Origin of the sequence: Pseudomonas sp. Irchel s3f19, from assembly GCF_900187555.1 — a bacterium.
Classification (GTDB): domain Bacteria; phylum Pseudomonadota; class Gammaproteobacteria; order Pseudomonadales; family Pseudomonadaceae; genus Aquipseudomonas; species Aquipseudomonas capeferrum.
Genome location: NZ_FYDW01000020.1, coordinates 19,469 through 42,968, shown reverse-complemented (window position 1 = coordinate 42,968; position 23,500 = coordinate 19,469). Strand labels below are relative to the sequence as shown.

Annotated in this window: 19 protein-coding genes; 6 read left to right on the top strand and 13 right to left on the bottom strand. The window is 63.8% G+C overall.

The features are described from left to right. Window position 1 precedes the first annotated feature (1 nt). A complete protein-coding gene (locus tag CKW22_RS26365) occupies window positions 2-595 on the bottom strand; it encodes an aminodeoxychorismate/anthranilate synthase component II (RefSeq protein WP_095065581.1) in 594 nt (197 codons plus the stop codon). Between the two features lie 373 nt (window positions 596-968). Between CKW22_RS26365 and estP the strand changes: the two genes are divergently transcribed. Further along, the gene (gene estP / locus CKW22_RS26360; RefSeq protein ID WP_095065579.1) at window positions 969-2,858 is read left to right on the top strand and encodes an esterase EstP; all 1,890 of its coding nucleotides are present in this window, start codon (window positions 969-971) and stop codon (window positions 2,856-2,858) included. A gap of 37 nt (window positions 2,859-2,895) precedes the next feature. Here the strand turns inward: estP and trpE are convergent, their stop codons facing one another. The 9 genes from trpE to CKW22_RS26315 all read right to left on the bottom strand — a co-directional run bounded on the left by trpE (window position 2,896) and on the right by CKW22_RS26315 (window position 13,784). Continuing rightward, complete coding sequence (gene trpE / locus CKW22_RS26355; RefSeq protein WP_095065577.1) at window positions 2,896-4,377, bottom strand: anthranilate synthase component I; 1,482 nt, start codon at window positions 4,375-4,377, stop codon at window positions 2,896-2,898. A gap of 70 nt (window positions 4,378-4,447) precedes the next feature. Further along, window positions 4,448-5,266: a phosphoglycolate phosphatase gene (locus CKW22_RS26350; RefSeq protein WP_047583858.1), complete on the bottom strand. Its 819-nt coding sequence runs from the start codon at window positions 5,264-5,266 to the stop codon at window positions 4,448-4,450. Further along, window positions 5,263-5,937 carry a ribulose-phosphate 3-epimerase gene (rpe, locus tag CKW22_RS26345; RefSeq protein ID WP_033703334.1) on the bottom strand — a complete coding sequence of 225 codons (675 nt, stop codon included), beginning with the start codon at window positions 5,935-5,937 and terminating at the stop codon, window positions 5,263-5,265. The genes CKW22_RS26350 and rpe overlap by 4 nt, the downstream gene beginning before the upstream one ends. Window positions 5,938-6,098: 161 nt before the next feature. Then, window positions 6,099-6,926: an ABC transporter permease gene (locus CKW22_RS26340; RefSeq protein WP_033703035.1), complete on the bottom strand. Its 828-nt coding sequence runs from the start codon at window positions 6,924-6,926 to the stop codon at window positions 6,099-6,101. 11 nt (window positions 6,927-6,937) lie between these two features. Beyond that, complete coding sequence (locus CKW22_RS26335; RefSeq protein WP_033703036.1) at window positions 6,938-8,185, bottom strand: ABC transporter permease; 1,248 nt, start codon at window positions 8,183-8,185, stop codon at window positions 6,938-6,940. 66 nt (window positions 8,186-8,251) lie between these two features. Next, entirely contained in the window at window positions 8,252-9,286 is a 1,035-nt protein-coding gene (locus tag CKW22_RS26330) for an ABC transporter substrate-binding protein (RefSeq protein WP_033703037.1), read from the bottom strand. 40 nt (window positions 9,287-9,326) lie between these two features. Continuing rightward, window positions 9,327-10,451: an ABC transporter ATP-binding protein gene (locus tag CKW22_RS26325; protein WP_033703038.1), complete on the bottom strand. Its 1,125-nt coding sequence runs from the start codon at window positions 10,449-10,451 to the stop codon at window positions 9,327-9,329. Window positions 10,452-10,756: 305 nt separating this feature from the next. After that, window positions 10,757-11,389, bottom strand: a complete 633-nt coding sequence (locus CKW22_RS26320; protein WP_177326514.1) for a response regulator transcription factor — start codon at window positions 11,387-11,389, stop codon at window positions 10,757-10,759. Between the two features lie 7 nt (window positions 11,390-11,396). Beyond that, a complete protein-coding gene (locus CKW22_RS26315) occupies window positions 11,397-13,784 on the bottom strand; it encodes a PAS domain S-box protein (protein ID WP_095065575.1) in 2,388 nt (795 codons plus the stop codon). A gap of 95 nt (window positions 13,785-13,879) precedes the next feature. Between CKW22_RS26315 and CKW22_RS26310 the strand changes: the two genes are divergently transcribed. After that, window positions 13,880-14,878, top strand: coding sequence for an alpha/beta hydrolase family protein (locus CKW22_RS26310; RefSeq protein WP_095065573.1), 999 nt, complete (start codon window positions 13,880-13,882; stop codon window positions 14,876-14,878). 42 nt (window positions 14,879-14,920) lie between these two features. On the opposite strand, the gene CKW22_RS26305 is transcribed toward CKW22_RS26310, so the two are convergent. Genes CKW22_RS26305 through CKW22_RS26295 form a run of 3 tightly spaced genes read right to left on the bottom strand, consistent with a single transcriptional unit; the run spans window position 14,921 to window position 17,374 of the window. Beyond that, window positions 14,921-15,685 carry a TerB family tellurite resistance protein gene (locus CKW22_RS26305; protein ID WP_033703043.1) on the bottom strand — a complete coding sequence of 255 codons (765 nt, stop codon included), beginning with the start codon at window positions 15,683-15,685 and terminating at the stop codon, window positions 14,921-14,923. 1 nt (window position 15,686) lies between these two features. Beyond that, window positions 15,687-16,358, bottom strand: a complete 672-nt coding sequence (gene murU / locus CKW22_RS26300) for an N-acetylmuramate alpha-1-phosphate uridylyltransferase MurU (RefSeq protein WP_033703044.1) — start codon at window positions 16,356-16,358, stop codon at window positions 15,687-15,689. Continuing rightward, window positions 16,355-17,374 carry an aminoglycoside phosphotransferase family protein gene (locus CKW22_RS26295; protein WP_033703045.1) on the bottom strand — a complete coding sequence of 340 codons (1,020 nt, stop codon included), beginning with the start codon at window positions 17,372-17,374 and terminating at the stop codon, window positions 16,355-16,357. The genes murU and CKW22_RS26295 overlap by 4 nt, the downstream gene beginning before the upstream one ends. A gap of 130 nt (window positions 17,375-17,504) precedes the next feature. Between CKW22_RS26295 and CKW22_RS26290 the strand changes: the two genes are divergently transcribed. The 4 genes from CKW22_RS26290 to rsmA are packed head-to-tail and all read left to right on the top strand — an operon-like array spanning window position 17,505 to window position 23,428. Then, on the top strand, window positions 17,505-20,345 hold the full coding sequence (locus CKW22_RS26290) for an LPS-assembly protein LptD (RefSeq protein ID WP_033703047.1): 2,841 nt from the start codon (window positions 17,505-17,507) through the stop codon (window positions 20,343-20,345). Continuing rightward, complete coding sequence (gene surA / locus CKW22_RS26285) at window positions 20,326-21,645, top strand: peptidylprolyl isomerase SurA (RefSeq protein WP_033703048.1); 1,320 nt, start codon at window positions 20,326-20,328, stop codon at window positions 21,643-21,645. Before CKW22_RS26290 ends, surA begins: the two co-directional genes overlap by 20 nt. Continuing rightward, window positions 21,642-22,631 (top strand): 4-hydroxythreonine-4-phosphate dehydrogenase PdxA, encoded by a 990-nt coding sequence (gene pdxA, locus CKW22_RS26280; RefSeq protein ID WP_033703049.1) that lies wholly within the window; start codon window positions 21,642-21,644, stop codon window positions 22,629-22,631. Before surA ends, pdxA begins: the two co-directional genes overlap by 4 nt. Continuing rightward, window positions 22,628-23,428, top strand: coding sequence for a 16S rRNA (adenine(1518)-N(6)/adenine(1519)-N(6))-dimethyltransferase RsmA (gene rsmA / locus CKW22_RS26275; protein ID WP_033703051.1), 801 nt, complete (start codon window positions 22,628-22,630; stop codon window positions 23,426-23,428). The genes pdxA and rsmA overlap by 4 nt, the downstream gene beginning before the upstream one ends. Window positions 23,429-23,500: the final 72 nt, after the last annotated feature.

The following is a 23,500-nucleotide window of genomic DNA, read 5'->3' as shown; positions in this document are numbered from 1 at the left end:
CTTAGCGGCGGCCGCCGGTCTGCTTGAGGAAGTTGGCGAACAGCTCGTGGCCCTGCTCGGTGAGGATAGATTCGGGGTGGAACTGCACCCCTTCGATGTTCAGCGTCTTGTGGCGCAGGCCCATGATCTCGTCGACCGCGCCGTCGGCATGAGCGGTCCAGGCAGTGACTTCCAGGCACTCGGGCAGGGTTTCACGCTTGACCACCAGGGAGTGGTAGCGGGTAACGGTGAGCGGGTTGTTGAGGCCGGCGAATACGCCCAGGTCGCGGTGCAGCACCGGGCTGTTCTTGCCGTGCATCACCTGACGGGCGCGCACTACGTCGCCGCCAAACGCCTGGCCGATGGACTGGTGGCCCAGGCACACGCCCAGAATCGGCAGCTTGCCGGCGAAATGCAGGATCGCCTCGATCGACACACCCGCCTCGCTCGGTGTGCAAGGGCCGGGGGAGACAACGATGCGCTCCGGGTTGAGGGCTTCGATTTCAGCGAGGGTCATTTCGTCATTGCGAATGACCTTGACCTCGGCACCCAACTCGCCCAGGTATTGAACGACGTTGTAGGTGAATGAGTCGTAGTTGTCGATCATCAGTAACATCGGGCTAAACCTCTTGAATCTACTGACTTTAGAATACGAACCTTGCTACACCGCCCGCAGCATGGCATTGCCACGAAGAGCATTCGGAAACGGATAAGAAGGCAAACAGAAACGGGCCGGGCTGGCCGGCAGGAGATAAAGTCAGGCGCGCCAACGCCAACGGGCGTGGGCCTTGATTACGCGCATCAAGAGTTTGCTGACGATCAACACAGGATAGGTCTCGCTCATACGTCCCCGCACAGTAGCCTACCGGGACGACGGGCGCAATATGCCTGTAAACACTGGGAAACGAATGGACTTGGGAGACAAGCGCCACGATTTGCTAAGGTCGATCGGGTAGTGCTCATAAAAACAATGAAAAGGATGTTCCCAGATGCGAAAAGCTCCATTGTTGCGTTTTACCCTCGCCACATTGGCCCTGGCCTGCAGCCAGGCGTTCGCCGCGCCCTCCCCTTACTCGACCCTGATCGTGTTTGGCGACAGCCTGAGTGATGCCGGGCAGTTTCCGGACCTGACCGGTGGCACCGCAGGCATGCGCTTTACCAACCGCGATGCCGATGGCAACTATGCACCGGTATCGCCGATGATTCTCGGCGGTCGGCTGGGTATCTCCCCTGACGAACTCAACCCTTCCACGTCAGTGGGCATCCAGCCTGATGGCAACAACTGGGCGGTGGGTGGCTACACGACGCAGCAGATTCTCGATTCGATCACTACAACGTCCGAAACGGTCATTCCGCCAGGCAACGTTGGTGCAGGCGCGGTACTGCGAGACCGCCCTGGTTATCTGGCCAACGGCCTACGTGCCGACCCGAATGCACTCTATTACCTTACCGGCGGCGGCAACGACTTCCTTCAGGGTCTGGTAAACAGCCCCGCCGACGCTGCAGCTGCCGGAGGCCGCCTGGCCGCCAGTGCCCAGGCTCTGCAACAAGGTGGCGCACGCTACATCATGGTCTGGCTATTACCCGACCTGGGCCAGACGCCAAACTTCAGCGGCACCCCACAGCAGAACCCGCTGTCGCAGCTCTCCAGCGTGTTCAACCAGTCGCTGCTCAATCAGCTCGGGCAGATCGACGCCGAAATCATCCCACTGAACATCCCCGTTCTGCTGGGTGAGGCCTTGGCCAGCCCCAGTCAGTTCGGCCTGGCCAGCGGCCAGAACCTGGTCGGCACCTGCTACAGCGGCAACAGCTGCGTCGAAAACCCGGTATACGGCGTCAACGGCACCACGCCCGACCCGACCAAGCTGCTGTTCAACGACTCGGTGCACCCGACCATTGCCGGCCAGCAGTTGATTGCCGACTACGCCTACTCAGTCATCTCCGCACCGTGGGAGCTGACCCTGCTGCCGGAAATGGCCCACGCCAGCCTGCGCGCCCACCAGGACGAACTGCGCAACCAGTGGCAAACACCCTGGCAAGCCGTGGGGCAGTGGCAGGCATTCGTCGCCACCGGTGCCCAGGACCTGGACTTTGACGGCCAGCGCAGCGCGGCCAGCGGCGACGGCCGTGGCTACAACCTGACGCTGGGTGGCAGCTATCGCGTGAACGATGCCTGGCGCCTGGGCCTGGCGGGCGGCGTTTACCGGCAGAAACTGGAGGCAGGGGAACAGGACTCGGACTACAAGCTCAACAGCTACCTGGCCACCGCTTTCGCCCAGTACCGCCAGGACCGCTGGTGGGCAGATGCCGCACTGACTGCCGGCCACCTGGACTACAGCGACCTCAAGCGCACCTTCGCCCTCGGCGTGAATGACCGCAGCGAGAAAGGCGATACCGACGGCGAGGCTTGGGCGCTGACGGGTCGGCTGGGCTATAACCTGGCCGCCGAGAGCAGCCCCTGGCAACTGGCGCCGTTCATCAGCGCCGATTATGCCCGGGTCAAGGTCGATGGCTATGACGAAAAGAGCGGGCGCTCGACCGCGCTGGGCTTCGATGACCAGGAGCGAACCTCCCGCCGGTTGGGTATCGGGCTGCTAGGCAGTGTGCAAGTGGCTGCGAGTACCCGGGTGTTTGCCGAGGTCGCTCAGGAACACGAGTTCGAGGATGACCAGCAGGATGTGACCATGCACCTGACGACGTTACCGGCCAACGACTTCACCCTGACCGGGTATACGCCGCATAGCGACCTGACCCGGGCCAGCGTGGGGCTGAGCCATGAGCTGGTGGCGGGGGTGCATGTGCGGGGGAACTACACCTGGCGCAAGAGTGATGAGTTGAAGCAGCAGGGGGTGAGCTTGGCGGTGAGTGTGGACTTCTGAATTTTGGGGCCGCTTTGCGGCCCCAAAACCCCATCACCTACTTGGCAGATGTCTGCTCAGCCAAGGCCACCGCACGGAACATCGCCCGGCGCTTGTTGATGGTTTCTTCCCATTCCAGCGCCGGCACCGAGTCCGCCACGATACCGCCACCCGCCTGCACATGCAGTTCGCCGTCCTTGATGACCGCGGTACGGATGGCAATCGCGGTATCCATGTTGCCGTTCCAGGCAAAATAGCCCACCGCGCCACCGTAAACGCCACGCTTGACCGGCTCCAGCTCGTCGATGATCTCCATCGCACGGATCTTCGGTGCACCCGACAGGGTCCCGGCCGGCAAAATCGCGCGCAATGCGTCCATGGCGGTCAGGCCCTCGCGCAACTGCCCGGTGACGTTGGAAACGATGTGCATCACGTTGGAGTAACGCTCGATCACCATCTTCTCGGTCAGGCGCACACTGCCCGTCGCCGACACACGGCCCACGTCGTTGCGGCCCAGGTCGATCAGCATCAAGTGCTCGGCGATTTCTTTCTCGTCCGACAGCAGGTCGTCTTCCAGGGCACGGTCCGCTTCCTCGGTAGCACCGCGCGGGCGGGTGCCGGCAATCGGGCGCACGGTGACCAGGTTGTCCTCGACCCGCACCAGCACTTCAGGCGAACTGCCGACCACATGGAAGTCGCCGAAATTGAAGAAGTACATGTACGGCGTCGGGTTGAAGCAGCGCAAGGCACGGTACAGGTCGATGGGCGCCGACTTGAAGTCGATCGACATGCGCTGGGACGGCACCACCTGCATGCAGTCACCCGCCAGGATGTACTCCTTGATGCGGCCAACCGCGTTTTCGTAATCCTCGCGGGTATAGCTGGAGCGGAACTCCGGCTCGGCCGCCTGCGGGCCGCTCAGGTCCAGGCCCCGGCGTGGGGTAATAGGCTGGCGCAATGTCTCCAGCAACCCTGCCAGGCGTGCCTTGCCTTGTTCGAAAGCCTGCTCCTCGGCCGGGTCTACCAGCACGATGGCGTGCATCTTGCCGGCCAGGTTGTCGAACACCACCACGGCGTCGGACACCATCAGCAGGATATCCGGCACACCCAATGGGTCCGGGTTCGGGCTTGCACCCAGACGCTTCTCCACATAGCGCACGCAGTCATAACCGAAGTAGCCGACCAAGCCGCCATTGAAACGTGGCAGGCCAGGGATATCGGCGACCTTGTAACGGTCCTTGAACGACTCGACGAAGGCCAGCGGGTCGTCGACGTCATGGCGCTCTACCTCGATGCCATCCTGCAGGATGCTCACCTGATAACCATGCACGCGCATCACGGTGCGCGACGGCAGGCCGATCATCGAGTAACGGCCCCATTTCTCCCCGCCCTGTACCGACTCGAGCAGATAGGAGTTGGGCTGATCAGCCAGTTTCAGGTAGATCGACAGCGGCGTGTCGAAGTCGGCCAGGGTTTCACAGGCCAGGGGGATGCGGTTGTAGCCGACAGCGGCCAGGCGCAGGAATTCTTCGCGGGTCATGAGTAGCCTCGTGGCAAGCAGCAATAGGGTCAGGCAAACGGACGGGCCGGCAGGCGCCGGCGGGCAGAAGTCAGGCGCGCCAACGCCAACGGGCCAGGGCCTTGATGACTTTCATCCAGAATTTGCCAGTAACCGCCACGGTGGACTCTCTGTCTTGTGAGGCTTGAAGGTCCGCCAACGTTATCCCAGTGGCCGGGTCTGCGCAACCGGGCAGCAGCGCACGCAGATCGTCGATCACAAGGTTGGGCGACTCGTCGTTGATCGGCCGGCCATGATTGTAGCCGTAGGTCAGGCCTACGCACTGCACACCCGCGGCCTTGGCGGCCAGGACATCGCTGCGCGAATCGCCGACGAACAGCGACTGTTGCGGCGTGACGCCGGCCATCTGCATGACGAACAGCAGCGCTGCGGGGTCGGGTTTCTTTTGTGGCAGGGTGTCGCCGCCTATGATCCAGCGGAAGTAGCGACCGATCTTCATCTGGTCCAGCAGCGGGGCAACAAAGCGCTCGGGCTTATTGGTGATCAGCGCCATCTCCACGCCTTGCTTGCGCAACCAGCGCAAGGTGTCTTGCACGCCGGGGTAAACCACGGTCAGTTCGTGGCTTTCGGCATAGGCATCCATGAACAGCGCCAGGGCCTGGTCGGCAAGCGCATCGTCCACCGACGCGTGCTCGATACCCCCTGCCAGCGCACGGCGCACCAGCACCTGGGCACCGTTACCCACCCAGTGGCGCACCGCATCAAGGCCTGCCGGCGGGCGCCCGAGTTCGAGCAGCATGCGGTCCACGGCGGCGGCCAGGTCTGGCACGGAGTCGATCAGGGTACCGTCCAGATCGAACATCACCAGCCTGGGCAGCGTCCCCGGGAACAGCTGCTCGAAGCCGCTCATGGGCGGGCCTGAGCCAGTTCGGCGCGCATCTTGGCGATGACTTCCTGGTAGTCCGGGGCATTGAAGATTGCCGAGCCGGCGACGAAGGTGTCGGCGCCAGCGGCGGCGATTTCGCGGATATTGTTGACGTTGACGCCACCGTCGATTTCCAGGCGGATATCACGGCCGCTGGCGTCGATCAGCGCACGCGCCTCACGCAGTTTGTCCAGGGTGCCGGGGATGAACTTCTGCCCGCCAAAGCCTGGGTTGACGCTCATCAGCAGGACCATGTCGACCTTGTCCATCACGTACTTCAGGGCATCCAGGCTGGTCGCCGGGTTGAACACCAGGCCGGCCTTGCAACCGCCGTCGCGGATCAGCTGCAGCGAGCGGTCGATGTGCTGGCTGGCTTCCGGGTGGAAGGTGATGTAGGTGGCGCCGGCTTCGATGAAGTCACCGATGATACGGTCAACCGGGCTGACCATCAGGTGCACGTCGATCGGCGCGGTCAGGCCGTACTTGCGCAGGGCGGTGCAGACCATCGGGCCGATGGTCAGGTTGGGTACGTAGTGGTTGTCCATCACATCGAAGTGAACGATGTCGGCACCAGCGGCCAGCACCTTGTCGACGTCCTCGCCCAGGCGGGCGAAATCGGCTGAGAGAATGGAGGGGGCAATAGCGTAGGGCTGCATGGCGCACCTGTAGGGCAGAATCACGGTGGCGCGCATTGTAACTCAGGCAAACGGATAGAGGCTGATTGGTATCAATCCGTGTCGACGAGGTGCTCCAGCCTGGACCGGCCTCTGCGCGGGGCAAGCCCGCATCCACAAGGCCGGTACAAGCAATACAGGGATCAGCCCGGCTGCTGGGTCCTCAGCTTCTCGCTACGCCCACGCAGCCACTCCAGGGTCAGCAGCAGCACCACCGAAAACGCGATCAGCAAGGTCGCCGCCGCCGCAATCGTCGGGCTCAGGTTTTCGCGAATACCACTGAACATCTGCCGTGGCAGGGTTGCCTGCTCCGGCCCTGCAAGGAACAACGTCACCACCACCTCATCGAACGACGTCGCGAAGGCAAACAGCGCCCCCGAGATCACCCCCGGCGCGATCAACGGCAGGGTCACCCGGCGGAACGCCAGCAGCGGCGAGGCACCCAGGCTGGCTGCGGCGCGCACCAGGTTGTAGTTGAAGCCCTGCAACGTCGCCGACACGGTGATGATGACGAACGGCACACCCAGTACCGCATGCACCAGAATCAGCGAGGTAAAACTGTTGCCCAGCCCCAGCGGGGCGAAAAACAGGTAACTGGCCACACCAATGATCACCACCGGCACCACCATCGGCGAGATGACCAGCGCCATCACCAGCGACTTGCCCGGGAAATCGCCCCGAGTCAGGCCGATCGCCGCCAACGTACCAAACACCATGGCCAGCACCGTGGCCGCCGGGGCGACGATGATGCTGTTCTTCAACGCCCGCATCCACTCGGCAGAGCCGAAGAAGTCCTGGTACCACTGCAGCGAAAAGCCCTGCAGCGGGTATACCAGGAAACTGCCACTGTTGAACGACAACGGCACGATCACCAACACCGGCAATATCAGGAACAGCAGAATCAGGCCGCAAAGAATGCGCAGGCTGTAGAACCAGACCCGCTCCACGGGTGACATGTATGGGCTCAGCATGACAAGGCTCCTCAGCTCAGGCGCAGGCGGCTGGCGCCGACCAGCCAGCTATAGATCAGGTACAGCAACACGGTCGCCAGCAGCAACAACCCACCCAGCGCGGTCGCCATGCCCCAGTTGATGCTGGTGTTGGTATAGAACGCCACGAAGTAGCTGACCATCTGGTCGTTCGGGCTGCCCAGCAATGCCGGGGTGATGTAGTAGCCGATGGCCAGGATGAACACCAGCAGGCAACCCGCGCCAACCCCGGCGTAGGTCTGCGGGAAGTACACCCGCCAGAAGCTGGCGAACGGATGGCAACCCAGCGAGATGGCCGCGCGCATGTAGCTGGGCGAAATGCCCTTCATCACGCTGTACAGCGGCAAGATCATGAATGGCAGCAGGATGTGCACCATGGAGATGTACACGCCGGTGCGGTTGAACACCAGTTCCAGCGGTTGATCGATAATGCCAATAGCCATCAGCGCACTGTTGATCAAGCCGCCCGACTGCAGCAGCACGATCCACGCGGCCACCCGCACCAGGATCGAGGTCCAGAAGGGCAGCAGCACCAGAATCATCAGCAGGTTGCTCTGCCGGGCCGGCAGGTTGGCCAACAGGTAGGCCAGCGGGTAGGCCAGCACCAGGCAGATGGCGGTAATCACCACACCCATCCACAGGGTGCGGGCAAAGATATCCAGGTAGATAGCCTGGTCGGGCGTGGCCTTGGCCAGCTCGCCGAGGTCATCGATACGGTGGTCGAGCGATGCCAGCAGGTAGAACGAGGTGACCGTGCTGGTGTTGCGGCGGATCGCCTGCCAGTAGGCCGGGTCACCCCAGCGCTCATCGAGGGTCTGCAACGCTTCTTTATAGGAGGCCGGTTCAGCCTTGAACGGCAGCGCCCGGGCGGTCTTGGTCAACAGGCTACGGTAGCCGGCCAGCTCCATGTTCAACCGCTTGGAGAGGTCGCCCAGGGTCTGGTTCTTGCGCGACTCGGCCAGGTCCTGGCTCAGTGCCTTGTACACGTCTTCGCCGGGCAAACTCTTGCCGTCCCACTGGGACACCGCTTCGACGGTACGCGGCAGGCCGGCGACCACCTCTGGGTTGCCGACGCTCTTGTACAACAGCGCTGCGATCGGCACCAGAAACACCAGCAGAAGGAACAGCGCCAGCGGCGCGATCAACGCCTGCGCCTTCCAGCGGTTGACCCGCTCGGCGTGCTTGAGGCGCTGCTTGAGACTAGGACCTGCGCCTTCGTTGAGGGGCACTGCAATGGCCATGGCGAACTCCGCAAAACAGGTAAACGGGAAGCGCCAGTGCAAGCCCTGGCGCTCCGACGAGGCGCTTTACTTCTTCGCCGCCCAGGCGTTGAAGCGTTGCTCGAGCTGCTCGCTGTTGTCGGCCCAGAAGGCCACGTCGATCTGCACCTGGTTGGCGATGTTCTCAGGCGTGGTCGGCATGTCTTTCTTCACCTCGTCCGACAGCAGGCTGACGGCCTTGGCGTTGGCCGGGCCGTAGGCGATGTTCTCGGAGTAGATTTTCTGTTGCTCGGGCTTGACGCTGTAGGCGATGAATTTCTTCGCCTCTTCGGCGTTCTTGGCGCCTTTTGGAATGGCCCAGGCATCGAAGTCGTAGATGCCGCCGTTCCACACCACCTTGAGGTTGCTCTCTTTCTGCACGGCGGCGATCCGGCCGTTGTAGGCCGAGCTCATGACCACGTCACCCGAGGCCAGGAACTGAGGCGGCTGGGCACCGGCTTCCCACCACTGAATGCTTGGCTTGAGTTCGTCGAGCTTCTTGAAGGCACGGTCCTGGCCTTCTTTGGTAGCCAGCACCGTGTACACGTCCTTGGGCGCAACGCCGTCGGCCATCAAGGCGAATTCCAGGGTGTACTTGGCGCCCTTGCGCAGGCCACGCTTGCCCGGGAACTGCTTGGTATCCCAGAAGTCGGCCCAGCTGGTAGGCGCAGTCTTGAGCTTGTCGGCGTTGTAGGCCATTACCGTGGACCAGACGAAGAAGCCTACGCCGCAGGGCTGGATGGCGCCGGGGACGTAGTCGGCTTGATCACCGAACAACGCCGGGTCGAGCTCTTCGAACATGCCCTCGTCGCAACCGCGCGACAGTTCTGGCGACTCTACTTCCACCAGGTTCCAGGACACACTCTTGGTGTCGACCATGGCCTTGACCTTGGCCATTTCGCCGTTGTACTCGCCGGCGACGATCTTGCCGTTACCCGCCTTCTCCCACGGCTCGTAGAACGCTTTGGTCTGGGCGGCCTTGTTGGCGCCGCCGAAAGAGATCACGGTCAGGTCGGCCGCCATGGCCTGGCCAGCGGCGAACAGCCCCAGGGCCAGGGCGGTCAGTTTCAACTGCTTGCGCATTATTATTCTCTCCACAGTACAGGGTTGGTGAAGCAATCCATCAATGGGCTTCGGCAATCGGATCGAGCGCGCGGGCGTGCTCCACCTCCCAGCCCAGCGGTACCACATCGCCCACGGCCAAGGCCGGGTCGAGCTCGGCGATCGGCTGCTTCACGAAGAAGTCGGCCTTGCCGCAGACTTCCAGGCGCACCCGCACGTGGTCGCCCAGGTAGATGAACTCGGCCACACGGCCAGAAAAGCGGTTGACGCAGCTTTCACTGTGGCCATTGAGGCGCACACGTTCCGGGCGGATCGACAAGGTCACCGGCTCGCCGGCCTGGCCGACATTCACCGCCAGCGCTTCGACCCGCTCGCCCCGCGCCAGCTGCACCTGGCAACGGTGGCCATCGCTGGCCAGCAAGGTGCCGTTGATGCGGTTGTTCTCGCCGATGAAATTGGCCACGAAGGTGTTGCACGGCTGTTCATAGAGGGTGCGAGGGTCGGCGATCTGCTGAATTTCGCCCTGGTGGAACACCGCCACCCGGTCAGACATGGTCAGCGCCTCGCCCTGGTCGTGGGTCACGTAGACCACGGTCACACCCAGGCGCTGATGGATATGCTTGATCTCCATCTGCATGTGTTCGCGCAGTTGCTTGTCGAGCGCGCCCAGCGGTTCGTCCATCAGCACCAGTTGCGGCTCGAACACCAGGGCACGGGCCAGGGCCACCCGCTGCTGCTGGCCGCCCGACAACTGGCCGGGGTAGCGCTTGGCGAAGGCGTCGAGCTGGACCATGCTCAGCACACGCTTCACCCGCTCGCTGATGTCGGTCTTGCTGAGGTTGCGCACGCTCAGCGGAAAGGCCAGGTTCTCGGCCACGGTCATGTGCGGGAACAGCGCGTAGTTCTGGAACACCATGCCGATGTCACGCTTGTGCGGCGGTACGTTGTTGATCGAGCGCCCGGCCAGCTGGATTTCGCCAGCGGTGGGGGTTTCGAAACCGGCCAGCATCATCAGGCTGGTGGTCTTGCCCGAGCCGGACGGGCCGAGCAAGGTGAGGAACTCGCCCTTGCGGATGTCCAGGTTGAGGTTTTTGACGATCAGCGACTCGCCGTCGTAGCTCTTCTGCACACCACGGAAGCTGACCAGCGTTTCGCTGGTTGCAGCGTTCGAATTCGCCTCGCTCATGCCTGCACCTTCTTGTTGGATGACTGCGTAGGCAAAGACTAGACAAGACGCAAGTGCCCGAAAATCGGGGGTGCTGAGAGAATGCCATCATCCATATGGAAGATTCGTTGTAGGGATTGCCCTACAAGGATGGCGGAATTGGAATAGACCCCAGGCACACCACTTCACCTTGTGGGAGCGGGCTTGCCCCGCGAATGCGCCACCCCGGGCAATGAGGTTGAGCTTGCCGGCCCTTTCGCGGGGCAAGCCCGCTCCCACAGTACTCGCTCATTGCCAACCGTCAGGCCATGTCGCAACCAGAACACTCAGACCAGCTTGTGCTCCATGGCGTACTTCACCAGTTCCGCCAGCGAGTTGACCTTGAGCTTCTGCATCAGCCGCGCCTTGTGGGTGCTGATGGTCTTGCTCGACAGCGCCAGTTGCTGGGCGATGTCATTGACGTTAGCGCCTTGGGCCAGGCGCTCGAATACCGAGAACTCACGCTCCGAGAGCAGGGTATGCAAGGGCCTGGACTCGGTCAGGCCGACCTCGAAGACCATGCGGTCGGCCAATGCCGGGTCGATGTAGCGCCCGCCCCCGGCAACCCGGCGAATGGCGGTCAACAGCAAGGCGGGGTCACTGTCCTTGGTGGCATAACCGGCGGCGCCAGCCTTCAGCGCCCGCGCCGCCATCTGCGCCTCGTCGTGCATCGACAGCATCAGGATCGCAGGGGCGTCGTTCAGGGCGCGGATGCGCGGGATGGCCTCCAGGCCGTTGACGCCCGGCATCGATATATCCAGCAACACCACTTCACAGGGGGTATGACGCAAGGCTTCGAGCAACTGCTCGCCGTTGCCGGCCTCGCCCGCCACCTGCATGTCCTTGGCCAGGCCAATCAATTGCTTGATGCCTTCACGGACAATGGTGTGGTCTTCTGCCACCAGCACTCGAATCACGATCGGTCTCCTACTCCAACGGAATGGCCACGCTCAGGCTGGTGCCCTCGCCCGGTTCACTGTCCAGCGTCATGCTGCCCCCCAGCATCAGCACCCGTTCGCGCACGCCCACCAGGCCGAACGAGGTGGGCCGGGTCTGGTCGCGGCAAAAACCGCTGCCGTCGTCGCTGACGGTCATACGCAGTTGCCCATGCTCACGCACCAGTTCGATCTCCACGCTGTGCGCCTGCGCGTGGCGCATGACGTTGGTCAGCGCCTCCTGCAGGATACGAAACAGCCCGATGGCCTTGGCATCACTCAATGCTGGCAGATTATCCGGTACCTGCACCAGGCAGGGGATTTGTGTACGCGCCTCGAAACGCCGCGCCTGCCATTCGATGGCCGAGGCGATGCCGGCATCGAGAATCGGCGGGCGCAGTGCCGTGGCCACGTCGCGCACCAGCTGGAACAGCTGGCCGATCAGGCGCTTCATGCTCGACAAGCGCTCGTTCAGCCCTGGGTCGAGTTCGGCAAAGGCCAGTTCACACATCGACACCTCAAGCTTGAGCACGGTCAGCATCTGCCCCAGCTCATCGTGCACCTCACGGGCGATGCGGGCCTTTTCTTCCTCGCGCACGCTTTCCAGGTGCGCCGACAACTCGCGCAGCTGCTCCTGCGAGCGCGCCAGCGCCAGCTCTGCCCGCTTGCCCTGGGTAATGTCCCAGACGATACCGTCCCACACCACCCGGCCATCGGCCAGGCGCCGGGTACTGGCCTTGATGTCGGCCCAACGCTGTTCACCCTGGCGCGTCAGGATGCGCCCCTGCCATGACCAGTCCTGGTTGCTGGCCAGGGCCAGGTCCTGCACCCGGTGATAGTCGCTGCGGTCTTCGGGGTGCACCAGATTGCGCAGGCCCATCTGCGGGTGCTGGATTTCGGCGGGTGCATAACCGACCAATGCCTCGCTGCCTTCGCTGATGTAGGGGAACTCCAGGTCGCCCTCGGCCGGGTCACGCTCCAGCCGAAACACCAGCCCCGGCACGTTGCCAGCGATGCCCTTGAGCCGCGCTTCGCTTTCGCGCAGCGCGGCCAGCGCGCGGTGGCGGTCGGTGACATCGGCGATATACACCACCAGGTACTCGGCGTCGCGAAAGCGCAGAAAACTCAACGACAGCTCCACCGGCAGCAAGCTGCGGTCCGCGCGCAGGCAGCGGGTCTCGAACTGCCCCACACCGCCGCCGCCCGCTCGCGCGCCCCGCCATAGTTCCAGCCAGCGGTCCATGTTCAGGTTGGGCTCGAAGTCGATCAGCGGGCGCTCCAGCAACTCACCTTGCCCATAGCCCAGCATGCGCTCTGCGGCATGGTTGGCGTAACGCACATGGCTGTCCCAGTTGACCCACAGGATACCCACGGTGCTCTGGTCGATGGCGAACTGGCTCAGGCGCAGCGCCTCTTCACGTACCTGGCGTTCGGCCAGGTTCTCGCGCGTTGCCAGCAGGCTGCGTTCCAGCTGGCGCTGTTGCCGGCGCTGCCAGGTCAACGTGGCCAGCGCGCACAGCAGCAACAGGCCGAACAGCAAGGCGAGGTTCTGCCAAAAGCCGGCCGACTCACTTAAACGTGGGTACTTGGGTTGCAGCCAGCGCTGGTGAAGTTGCTCCAGCGCCTTGGCCGGGATGGCCTGCAAGCTCCGTTCGAGCACGTCGGCCAACAGTGGCCAGTCACGCCGCGAGCCCACCCGCAGCAGTTGCGGCAAGCCGATATCGCCGACCACCGCCAGCTCGCCGAACTCGCTCTCGCGCGACAGCCGGCTGAGCTGCGCTTCATCGAGCACCGCGTAGCTGGCCTGGCCACCCACGATCAACTGCAGCGCCTCGCGCTCGTTGGGCACGCCTTGCAGGTTGAGGTTGCCGTAGTTGCTACGCAGGTAATCCGCCAACGGGCTGGGCATGCGCACGGCGACGCGCTGGTCGGGTTCGAGCTTTTCCAGCTCCACCGCCATGGCGCCCGTGCGCGGGCCGACCACCAGTTGCGGCACGCGCATGTACGGGTCGCTGAACAGCCATAGCCGCAGGCTCGCCGGGGTCTGGGTAAGGCCGGGGGCGAAGTCGATTTCGCCGGCCTGCAAGGCGTGTTCGAGGCTGGCCTGATCGGCGAAGTTGCGCCAGGTCAGGTCCAGCCTCAGCGCCTGGGCCAACGCGTCCACCAGCTCGACATTGGCCCCATAAAGTTGCTGCAGACGGCGGTCGAACTGCGCATACGGCGCCTGCAACACCAGGCCGACCCGCAGGCTGCGATGCGCCTCCAGCCACTGCTGCTGCGCGGGTTCAAGGGCCACGCTCGGCACTGCCTCGGGCCTTGCCAGCGCGATCAAGGGTAGCCACAAGCAGCCGATAACCAACAGGCGACGCATTCGCTTCATCTACACGCTCGTCTTGGCAAGGGCGGCCATGCAGCATGGCCGTCACGGGCAAATACTATTAGGCTGCCGGTATCATTCTGGCCTTGGGTTGACGCATGTCCAAACTTTATCGCACGACGCTGGCACTGTGCTGCCTAGCCTCGATCCTTCCGCTCGGCGCCATGGCCGCCGACGCTGAAAAACCTTCCACCGCCACCGAAGCCGCGCCCGTCGAGGCCACCCGGCCACCCCTGCTGGAACGCAGCCAGGAAGACGCCCAGGCCCTGGAGCGCCTGGTGCCCAAGGCCGAGCAGCAAACCCTGCAGGCAGGCGCCGAGCGCTTTCTGGCACTGTGGAAACCGGCCAACAGCAACGACCCGCAAGGTGCGGTGATCATCGTGCCCGGTGCCGGTGAGACGGCCGACTGGCCGAACGCTGTCGGCCCGCTGCGGCGCAAGTTCCCCGACGTCGGCTGGCACAGCCTGAGCGTAAGTTTGCCCGACCTGCTCGCCGACAGCCCGCAGGCGCGGGTTGAAGCCAAGCCCACCGAGGCGCCGGCCAACGACAACGGCGAAAGTGCGCCAGCCAAGGACACCCCGACCGATGCCAACGCCAACGTCGCCCAGGCGACAGCCGCCGATGCCGATGCCGCAGAAAGCACCGACGCCGAGCAGGCCAGCGAGCAGAACGACCCTGCCGATGCCGAACGCATCTTCGCCCGCCTCGACGCTGCGGTGGCCTACGCGCAACAGCATGACGCGCGCAGCATCGTGCTGATCGGCCATGGCAGTGGCGCGTATTGGGCGGCCCGCTACCTGAGCGAGAAGCAACCCGCACAGGTGCAGAAACTGGTGATGGTCGCCGCGCAGACGCCGGCACGGGTGGAACATGACCTGGAAAGCCTGGCCCCCACCCTCAAGGTGCCGACCGCCGACCTGTATTACGCCACCCGCACCGGTGATCGCCGTGCTGCAGCATTGCGCCTGCAGGCCAGCAAGCGGCAGAAGGACAGCCAGTACCGGCAGTTGTCGCTGATTGCCATGCCTGGCAACAAGGCCGCTGAACAGGAGCAATTGTTCCGCCGGGTGCGCGGGTGGCTGAACCCGCAAGACTGATTACAAGCTGCCGGGGGCCGTAGTGCGGCCCTCGGCTGTTGACTACAACCCCCGCCGCTTGCGAATCAGCCCATACGCCTGATGCAACTCACGGGTCCGTTCGGTCGCCTCGCGCACCTGGGCTTCCGTAGCGCCGCTGCCCGCCAGCTTGTCCGGGTGATGCCGGCTGATCAGCCGGCGATAGGCCTGCTTGACCTTGTCGCCCTCGGTATCAGCCTCGACCGCCAACAGTCGCAAGGCCGCCGCATAGGTCATGGTGCCACCGTCCAGCCCTGCCTTGCGCGGCTCGTACTCCAGCGACATGGCTTGCACCTGGCGCCGGCTCAAACCCAGCTTCTGCCCCCAGTCCAACAGCATCTCGCGCTCTTTGCTGCCAACCTTGCCGTCGGCCCAGACCATGCGCCAACAGGCACGCAAGGTCCCTTCTGCTGCATGCGGCTGCTGGCGGATACGGCGCAGATGGCCGGCCAGCCGGTCCTTGCCGGCCTTGCCACGGTTGAACGCGGCAATGGCCCGCAGCCGGGCCGCCTCAGCCAGGTCCAGGCGTACCATTTCTTGGCGCGCCTGCTGGATATGCTGCTCGGCCACCCGCCCATCGCATTTGGCCAACCTGCCGAGCAGCACGAACAGCAACTCCTCGTCGCGCAGGGCCGGGCGCCCGCCCAGGCGCTCGCGCATGTCCTCCCAGCCACGCACCCGCAGGCGCCGGTCCATGGCCTGCCCGAGCAGAGCGCCGAGCAAGGCACCGGGGATGCTGGCGACGGCAAAACCGGCGCCGGCACCAATCACCGTGCTTGGCCACCACATCTCAGGCGCGCTCGCCGATCAGGCGCTCGGCCTGGGCCAGGCGCTCCAGCGTGCCGACATCGACCCAATGGCCACGGTAGTGCTCGCCTGTGACCTTGCCATCCGCCATGGCCTGGCGCAGCAAAGGCGCCAGCTTGAAAGCCCCCGGCTGGCAACCCTCGAACAACGCGGGGTCAAGCACCGAGAGGCCACTGAAGGTCAAGGTACCCGGCGCTTCATCGCCATCCAGCACTTGCGTGCCGGCCAGGCGGAAGTCGCCACGGTCGTGGTGCCCTGGGTTGTCTACCAGCACCAGGTGCGCCAGGCCCGCAAGCGGCGCCTGCAGGCGGGTGAAGTCGTAGTCGGTCCAGACGTCACCATTGACCAGCAGGAACGGCGCCTCGCCCAGCAACGGCAGTGCCTTGAAGATCCCGCCGCCGGTTTCCAGCGGTTCGCCTTCGGGCGAATAGCGGATGCTCAGGCCGAAACGGCTGCCATCACCCAGGTGGTCCTCGATCTGCTGGCCCAGCCAGGCATGGTTGATCACCACCTCGGTAACACCGGCTGCCGCCAGGGCGCGCAAGTGGTACTCGATCAGCGGCTGGCCTGCTACCGGCACCAGTGGCTTGGGCGTGTGCAGGGTCAAGGGGCGCATGCGCTCGCCCTTGCCCGCTGCCAGGATCATCGCTTTCATGCCTGTGCTCCGGCCTTGAGTTCGGCAATCAGCTCGCCCAGCTCCGCCAATTCGGGACGGCGACCGATCACTTCATCTATATAGGCGAAGAAACGTGGGACGTCCGCCAGGTAGCGCGGCTTGCCATCGCGGTGGCAGATGCGGGCGAAGATGCCGATCACCTTGAGGTGACGCTGCACCCCCATCAGGTCGCTGGCGCGCTGAAATGCCTCGAAATCGGCTTGCACGGGAATACCGGCAGCCTGCGCTTTTTGCCAGTAATTGCGCAGCCAGCCGTCTACCCGGGCCTGCGGCCAGCTGAGGAAGGCATCCTTGAACAGGCAGGTGATGTCGTAGGTGACCGGGCCGTAGACCGCGTCCTGGAAGTCCAGCACGCCTGGGTTTGGCGTGCTGTGCATCAAGTTGCGCGGCATGTAGTCGCGGTGCACCAGCACCTTGGGCTGGGCCAGGGCACTGTCGATCAGCGCCTGGCTGACACGTTGCCAGGCGGCCTTCTGAGCCTCGCTGAAGGCCAGGCCAAGCTCTCGCCCGACGTACCACTCGGGGAACAGTTCGACTTCCCGGCGCAGCAGGGCATCGTCGTAGCTCGGCAGTGGCGCGTCCATCGGCAGGCGCTGGAACGCCAGCAGCGCATCGATGGCATCACTGAACAGGCCATCGGCATTCTGGCCATCGATGATGTCCAGGTAGGTCTGGTGGCCCAGATCGCCCAGCAGCAGGAAACCGCGCTCCAGGTCCTGGGCATGGATCACCGGCACATGCACGCCGGCACTGGCCAGCAGGTGATCGATGGCGACGAACGGTCGGCAGTTCTCCTGCGGCGGGGGGGCATCCATGATCACGAAACTATGGCCTGCGCCCTGCCAGCGGAAGTAGCGGCGGAAGCTCGCATCGCTGCTGGCGGCAGTCAGGCTGCCTGCTGGCACTTCGCCCCAGGCGTTGTTTTGGAAAATAGTGTTGAGCTGCTCATCGAGCCAGACAGTCAGTTGTTGCAAGCGTACATCGTGATCAGGCATTACAAGGGTCTCCGACGGCCCTAGCCGTCAAGCGGGTCATGCTTTATTATCCAGCATCTTTTTCAGACCATCGAGAGGCGTGCGGCCCCACACGCGGGCAGATGGCACGCAGGAAGCCCGGACTAATAAGATGGCATTGAAATCCCCCGCGTTTCGTAGAAAGTTTCCGTTGCTGGTCACCGGCGGTTTGCTGGCCCTGCAACCTCTGGCCACGTCGTACGTCGTGGCAGCCGAACAGTTCGACTGCCAAGTGTCCGCCTCCGGTGGTTGGGACTGCAAGCCCAAGGCGCCTGTCAACAACCTGCCGCCGCGTCCGGTGCACGAGGGTGCTGCCCTCAGTTCCGGTACCGAAGCCCAGGCGGGCGAAGCCGAAACCGCGGACAAGCCGATGCTGGTCACCGAGGCCAAGGGCCGTGGCCTGAAGTCGCGCAGCGAAGACTACAGCCACCTCGACTGGGTCCCGCGTGACAAGCTCACCGCCGCCCAGCTGGCCGAAACCGGCCCGTACTGCGGTGGCGCGTACATCGAGCCGACCCGCCCTGGCATGGCCGACACCACGCCCAAGGACGAGTCGCCGACCTACATCAATGCCAAGGTGTCCAAGTACCAGCAGGAGCAGCAGATCGCTACCCTCGCCGGTAACGTGGTGATGCGCCAGGGCAGCATGCAGGCCGAGGCCGACGAGGCCAACCTCTACCAGACCGAGAACCGTGGCGAGCTCAAGGGCAACGTCAAGATCCGTGACAACGGCTCGCTGGTGGTCGGTGACGAGGCGCAAATCCAGCTCGACACGGGCGAAGCCCAGGTCGACAACGCCGAATACGTGATGCACAAGTCGCACATCCGCGGCAACGCCCTGTACGCCAAACGTGGCGAAAACGCCATCATCCGTCTCAAGGACGGTACGTACACCACCTGCGAACCGGGCAGCAACGCCTGGCAGCTGAAGGGCAACAACATCACCCTGAACCCGGCCACCGGTTTCGGCACGGCGACCAACGTCACCTTGCGGGTCAAGGATTTCCCGGTGTTCTACACACCGTACATCTACTTCCCGATCGACGACCGTCGCCAGTCCGGCTTCCTGCCGCCCTCGTTCAGCAGCAGCAGCGACACCGGCTTCATGCTGGTCACCCCGTACTACTTCAACCTGGCGCCAAACTATGACGCCACGTTGTACCCGCGCTACATGACCAAGCGCGGCCTGCTGATGGAAGGTGAGTTCCGTTACCTGACCCCGTCCAGCGAAGGCCAGTTCGGCGGCGCGTACCTGAACGACAAGAACGACGACCGTAAAGACCAGACTGATTACAAAGAACAGCGCTGGATGGTCAACTGGCAGCACAAGGGTGGCCTGGACGAGCGCCTGATGGCCGAGGTGGACTACACCGACATCAGCGACCCGTTCTACTTCCAGGACCTCGAATCCGACCAGATCGGCGTAGAGACCCAGGACCTGCTCAACCAGCAGGGCGCCCTGACCTACCGTGGCGACAGCTACACCGCGCGGTTGAACGTGCATGCCTACGAGATGGCGACCATCTCGCAGATCACGCCGTATGACCGCCTGCCGCAGATCACCTTCAACGGTAAGCTGCCGTTCGAGCCGGGTGGGCTGAACCTTGCTTATGAGACTGAAGCGGTTCGCTTTGATCGTGACCTGAAAGACGACCTGGTATTCAACAAGGACGGCGTGCCAGACACGACAGCAGGCGTTGTAAGGGACCCGATTACCGGGCAAGTGCTGGGCGGCCGACGGCTTGACCAGAACATTGCCGGTATTGCCCGTGCCAACGGCACACGTCTGAACTTCGCGCCATCGATCAGCCTGCCGATGGAAGCCAGCTACGGCTACCTGACGCCAAAACTGAAGTACGCCTACACCCATTACGACCTCGACCTGGACAGCAAAGGCAAGGCCGACGCTATCAGGCTGCAGGCAGCTGATCCGGTAGCTTATGGCAGCTACAGCGGCACGGTGAACCGTGACGTGCCAATCTTCAGCGTGGACAGCGGGTTGTATTTCGACCGCAACACCTCGATGTTCGGCACAAATTACAAGCAAACCCTCGAACCGCGCCTGTTCTACCTCTACGTCCCGTACAAGGACCAGAAGGACATCCCGCTGTTCGACTCGGGTGAAACGCTGTTCAGCTACGACTCGCTGTTCCGCGACAACCGCTTCAGCGGCACCGACCGCATCGGCGACGAGAACAAACTGTCGCTGGGCGTGACCACGCGCTGGATCGAGGACGATGGCTTCGAGCGGCAGAGCTTCAGCATCGGCCAGGCCTACTACTTCAAGGATCGCAAGGTCCAGTTGCCGGGTATCAACTACAAGACCCGCGCCGACTCGCAGGCCGACGTTTCGCCGTACGCCCTGGTGTACAACTATGCGTTCAACCGCGACTGGCGCTTCAATTCGGACTTCAACTGGGACCCGGACAGCCGCAGCACCCGCTCGGGCAGCGCGATGTTCCACTACCAGCCTGAAGACAACCCGAACAAGGTGGTCAACCTCGGTTATCGCTACCGCAACGACACCATCTCCTACGACTCCCAGACCGGTACCTGGAAAGTGGGCGGCGGCGACTACGGTGTGCCAGGCAGCGAGAACTACATCAAGGACTACTACAAGATCCAGCAGCATGACTTCTCGGTCATCTGGCCGATCGTTCCGCAGTGGAGCGTCATCGCTCGCTGGCAGCATGACTACAACCGCAACCGCACCCTGGAAGCCATGGGCGGTTTCGAGTATGACAACTGCTGCTGGAAGCTGCGCCTGATCAACCGTTACTGGATCGACTACGACGACTTCAGCCAAGCCCTTCCAGCGAACGAAAAAGGCGACCACGGTATCTTCCTGCAGATCGTGCTGAAAGGCCTCGGTGGTGTAGTGGGCAACAAGGTCGAATCTTTCCTCGACGAAGGCATTCAAGGTTACCGTACACGTGAAGACCAAGCTTATTGATCGTCTGCGCCCAGTGTTGCTGGGCGCCGCTTTGCTGAGTGGCGCGGTGCATGCCGCGGTACAACCTCTGGACCGCGTGGTGGCCATCGTCGACAACGACGTGGTCATGCAGAGCCAACTGGACCAGCGCGTCCATGAAGTTCAGCAAACCATCGCCAAACGTGGCGCCGGCGCGCCACCGACCAGCGCCCTCGAACAACAGGTGCTTGAGCGCCTGATCGTCGAAAACCTGCAACTGCAGATCGGCGAGCGTTCCGGCATCCGCATCACCGATGAGGAGCTGAACCAGGCCATCGGCACCATTGCCCAGCGCAACGGCATGTCGCTGGACCAGTTCCGCGCGGCCCTGGCCCATGACGGTCTGTCGTTCGACGACGCTCGCGAGCAGGTCAAGCGCGAGATGATCATCAGCCGCGTGCGCCAGCGCCGTGTGGCCGAGCGCATCCAGGTTTCCGAGCAGGAAGTGAAAAACTTCCTCAACTCGGACCTGGGCAAGATGCAGCTCTCGGAAGAGTATCGCCTGGCCAACATCCTTATCCCGACCCCGGAAAGCGCCAACTCCGACGCCATCCAGGCGGCTGCCCGGCAGGCCGGCGATGTCTACCAGCAGCTCAAGCAAGGCGCGGACTTCGGCCAGCTGGCCATCGCCCGCTCTGCCAGCGAGAACGCCCTGGAAGGCGGCGAGATGGGCTGGCGTAAAGCCGGCCAGCTGCCACCTGACTTCGCCAAGATGCTCAGCAACATGGCCACTGGCGATGTCACCCAGCCAATCCGTATCCCCAACGGCTTCATCATCCTCAAACTGGAAGAGAAGCGTGGTGGCAGCGAGAACGTGCTGCGTGACGAAGTGCATGTACGCCACATCCTGATCAAGCCGAGCGAAATCCGCAGCGACGCAGCCACCGAGCAATTGGCCGAACGCCTGTACGACCGCATCAAGAACGGCGAAGACTTCGGCGAGCTGGCGAAGAGCTTCTCGGAAGACCCGGGTTCGGCGCTTAACGGCGGCGACCTCAACTGGGTCGACCCGAACAGCCTGGTGCCCGAGTTCCGTGAGCAGATGGCCAACGCAGCCCAAGGCGAAGTCACCAAACCGTTCAAGACCCAGTACGGCTGGCACGTCCTGGAAGTGCTGGGCCGCCGCGCCACCGACAGCACCGAACAGGCGCGTGAACAGCAGGCATTGAACGTGCTGCGCAACCGCAAGTACGACGAAGAGCTGCAGACCTGGCTGCGCCAGATCCGCGACGAGGCCTACGTTGAAATCAAGCTGCCTGGCGCCGACCAGGCTGCACAGTGAAGCCCCTGCGCTTCGCCGTCACCCCCGGTGAACCAGCCGGCATAGGTCCCGACCTGTGCCTGCTGCTCGCCGCAGACGCCCAGCCCCACCCCCTGATTGCCATCACCAGCCGTGACCTGCTCGCCGAGCGGGCCACGCAGCTGGGGCTGGCCGTCAACCTGCTGCCGGTAGCGCCGGACCACTGGCCCGACCAGCCAGCGCCTGCGGGCAGCTTGTATGTCTGGGATACACCCCTGGCCACCGCCGTGACGGCAGGCCAGCTGGACAAGGCCAATGCCGCCTTCGTCCTGCAAACCCTGACCCGCGCAGGCACTGGCTGCCTGGACGGGCATTTCGCCGGGATGATCACCGCCCCTGTGCACAAGGGCGTGATCAACGAGAGCGGCATTGCCTTTTCCGGGCATACCGAGTTCCTCGCCGAGCTGACCCACACCGCGCAAGTGGTGATGATGCTCGCGACCCGCGGCCTGCGCGTGGCCCTGGTGACCACTCACCTGCCGCTGCGCGAGATTGCCGACGCGATCACCGCTGAACGCGTCGAGCGTGTCACCCGCATCCTGCACGCCGATATGCGCGACAAGTTCGGCATTGCCAACCCTCGCATCCTGGTCTGCGGCCTCAACCCGCACGCCGGAGAAGGCGGCCATCTGGGCCGCGAAGAAATCGACATCATCGAACCGACACTGGCCCGCCTGCGCACCGAAGGCATGGACCTGCGCGGACCGCTGCCGGCCGATACCCTGTTTACCCCCAAATATCTGGAGCACTGCGACGCAGTGCTGGCGATGTACCACGACCAGGGCCTGCCCGTACTCAAGTACAAAGGCTTCGGCGCCGCCGTCAATGTGACGCTGGGCCTGCCGATCATCCGCACGTCGGTCGACCACGGCACCGCCCTGGACCTGGCCGGCACCGGCAAGGTTGATACCGGCAGCCTGCGGGTTGCCCTGGAAACCGCCTACCAGATGGCCGAGAACCGACCATGAACGAGCAATACCAACACCGGGCGCGCAAGCGCTTCGGTCAGAACTTCCTGCACGACGCCGGCATCATCGACCGCATCCTGCGCGCCATCCACGCCAAGGCGGGTGAACACCTGCTGGAAATCGGCCCAGGCCAGGGCGCCCTCACCGAGGGCCTGCTGGGCAGCGGTGCACAGCTGGACGTGGTGGAACTGGACAAGGACCTGGTGCCGATCCTGCAGCACAAGTTCGCCGGCCGTGACAACTTCCGCCTGCACCAGGGCGACGCCCTGAAGTTCGACTTCAACCAGCTCGGCGTGCCACCGCGCAGCCTCAAGGTGGTCGGCAACCTGCCCTACAACATTTCCACCCCGCTGATCTTCCACCTGCTCAGCCACGCCGGGCTGATCCGCGACATGCACTTCATGCTGCAGAAGGAAGTGGTCGAGCGCATGGCCGCAGGCCCGGGTGGCGGTGACTGGGGCCGCCTGTCGATCATGGTGCAGTACCACTGCCGGGTCGAACACCTGTTCAACGTCGGCCCTGGCGCGTTCAACCCGCCGCCAAAGGTGGACTCGGCCATCGTGCGCCTGGTGCCACACGAAGTGCTGCCGTTCCCAGCCAAGGACCACCTGCTGCTGGAGCGGGTCGTTCGCGAAGCCTTCAACCAGCGTCGCAAGACACTGCGCAACACCCTCAAAGGCCTGCTCGACAGCCAGGCGATCGAAGCCGCTGGCGTTGATGGCAGCCTGAGGCCTGAGCAGCTGGACCTGGCGGCCTTCGTGCGCCTGGCAGACCAGTTGGCTGACCAACAAGCCTGATAGCGCCTGCACCGGCCTCTTCTCGGTTCACCCGTGAAGAGGCCGGCACCACCCCCCCCCTGCTGACATGCC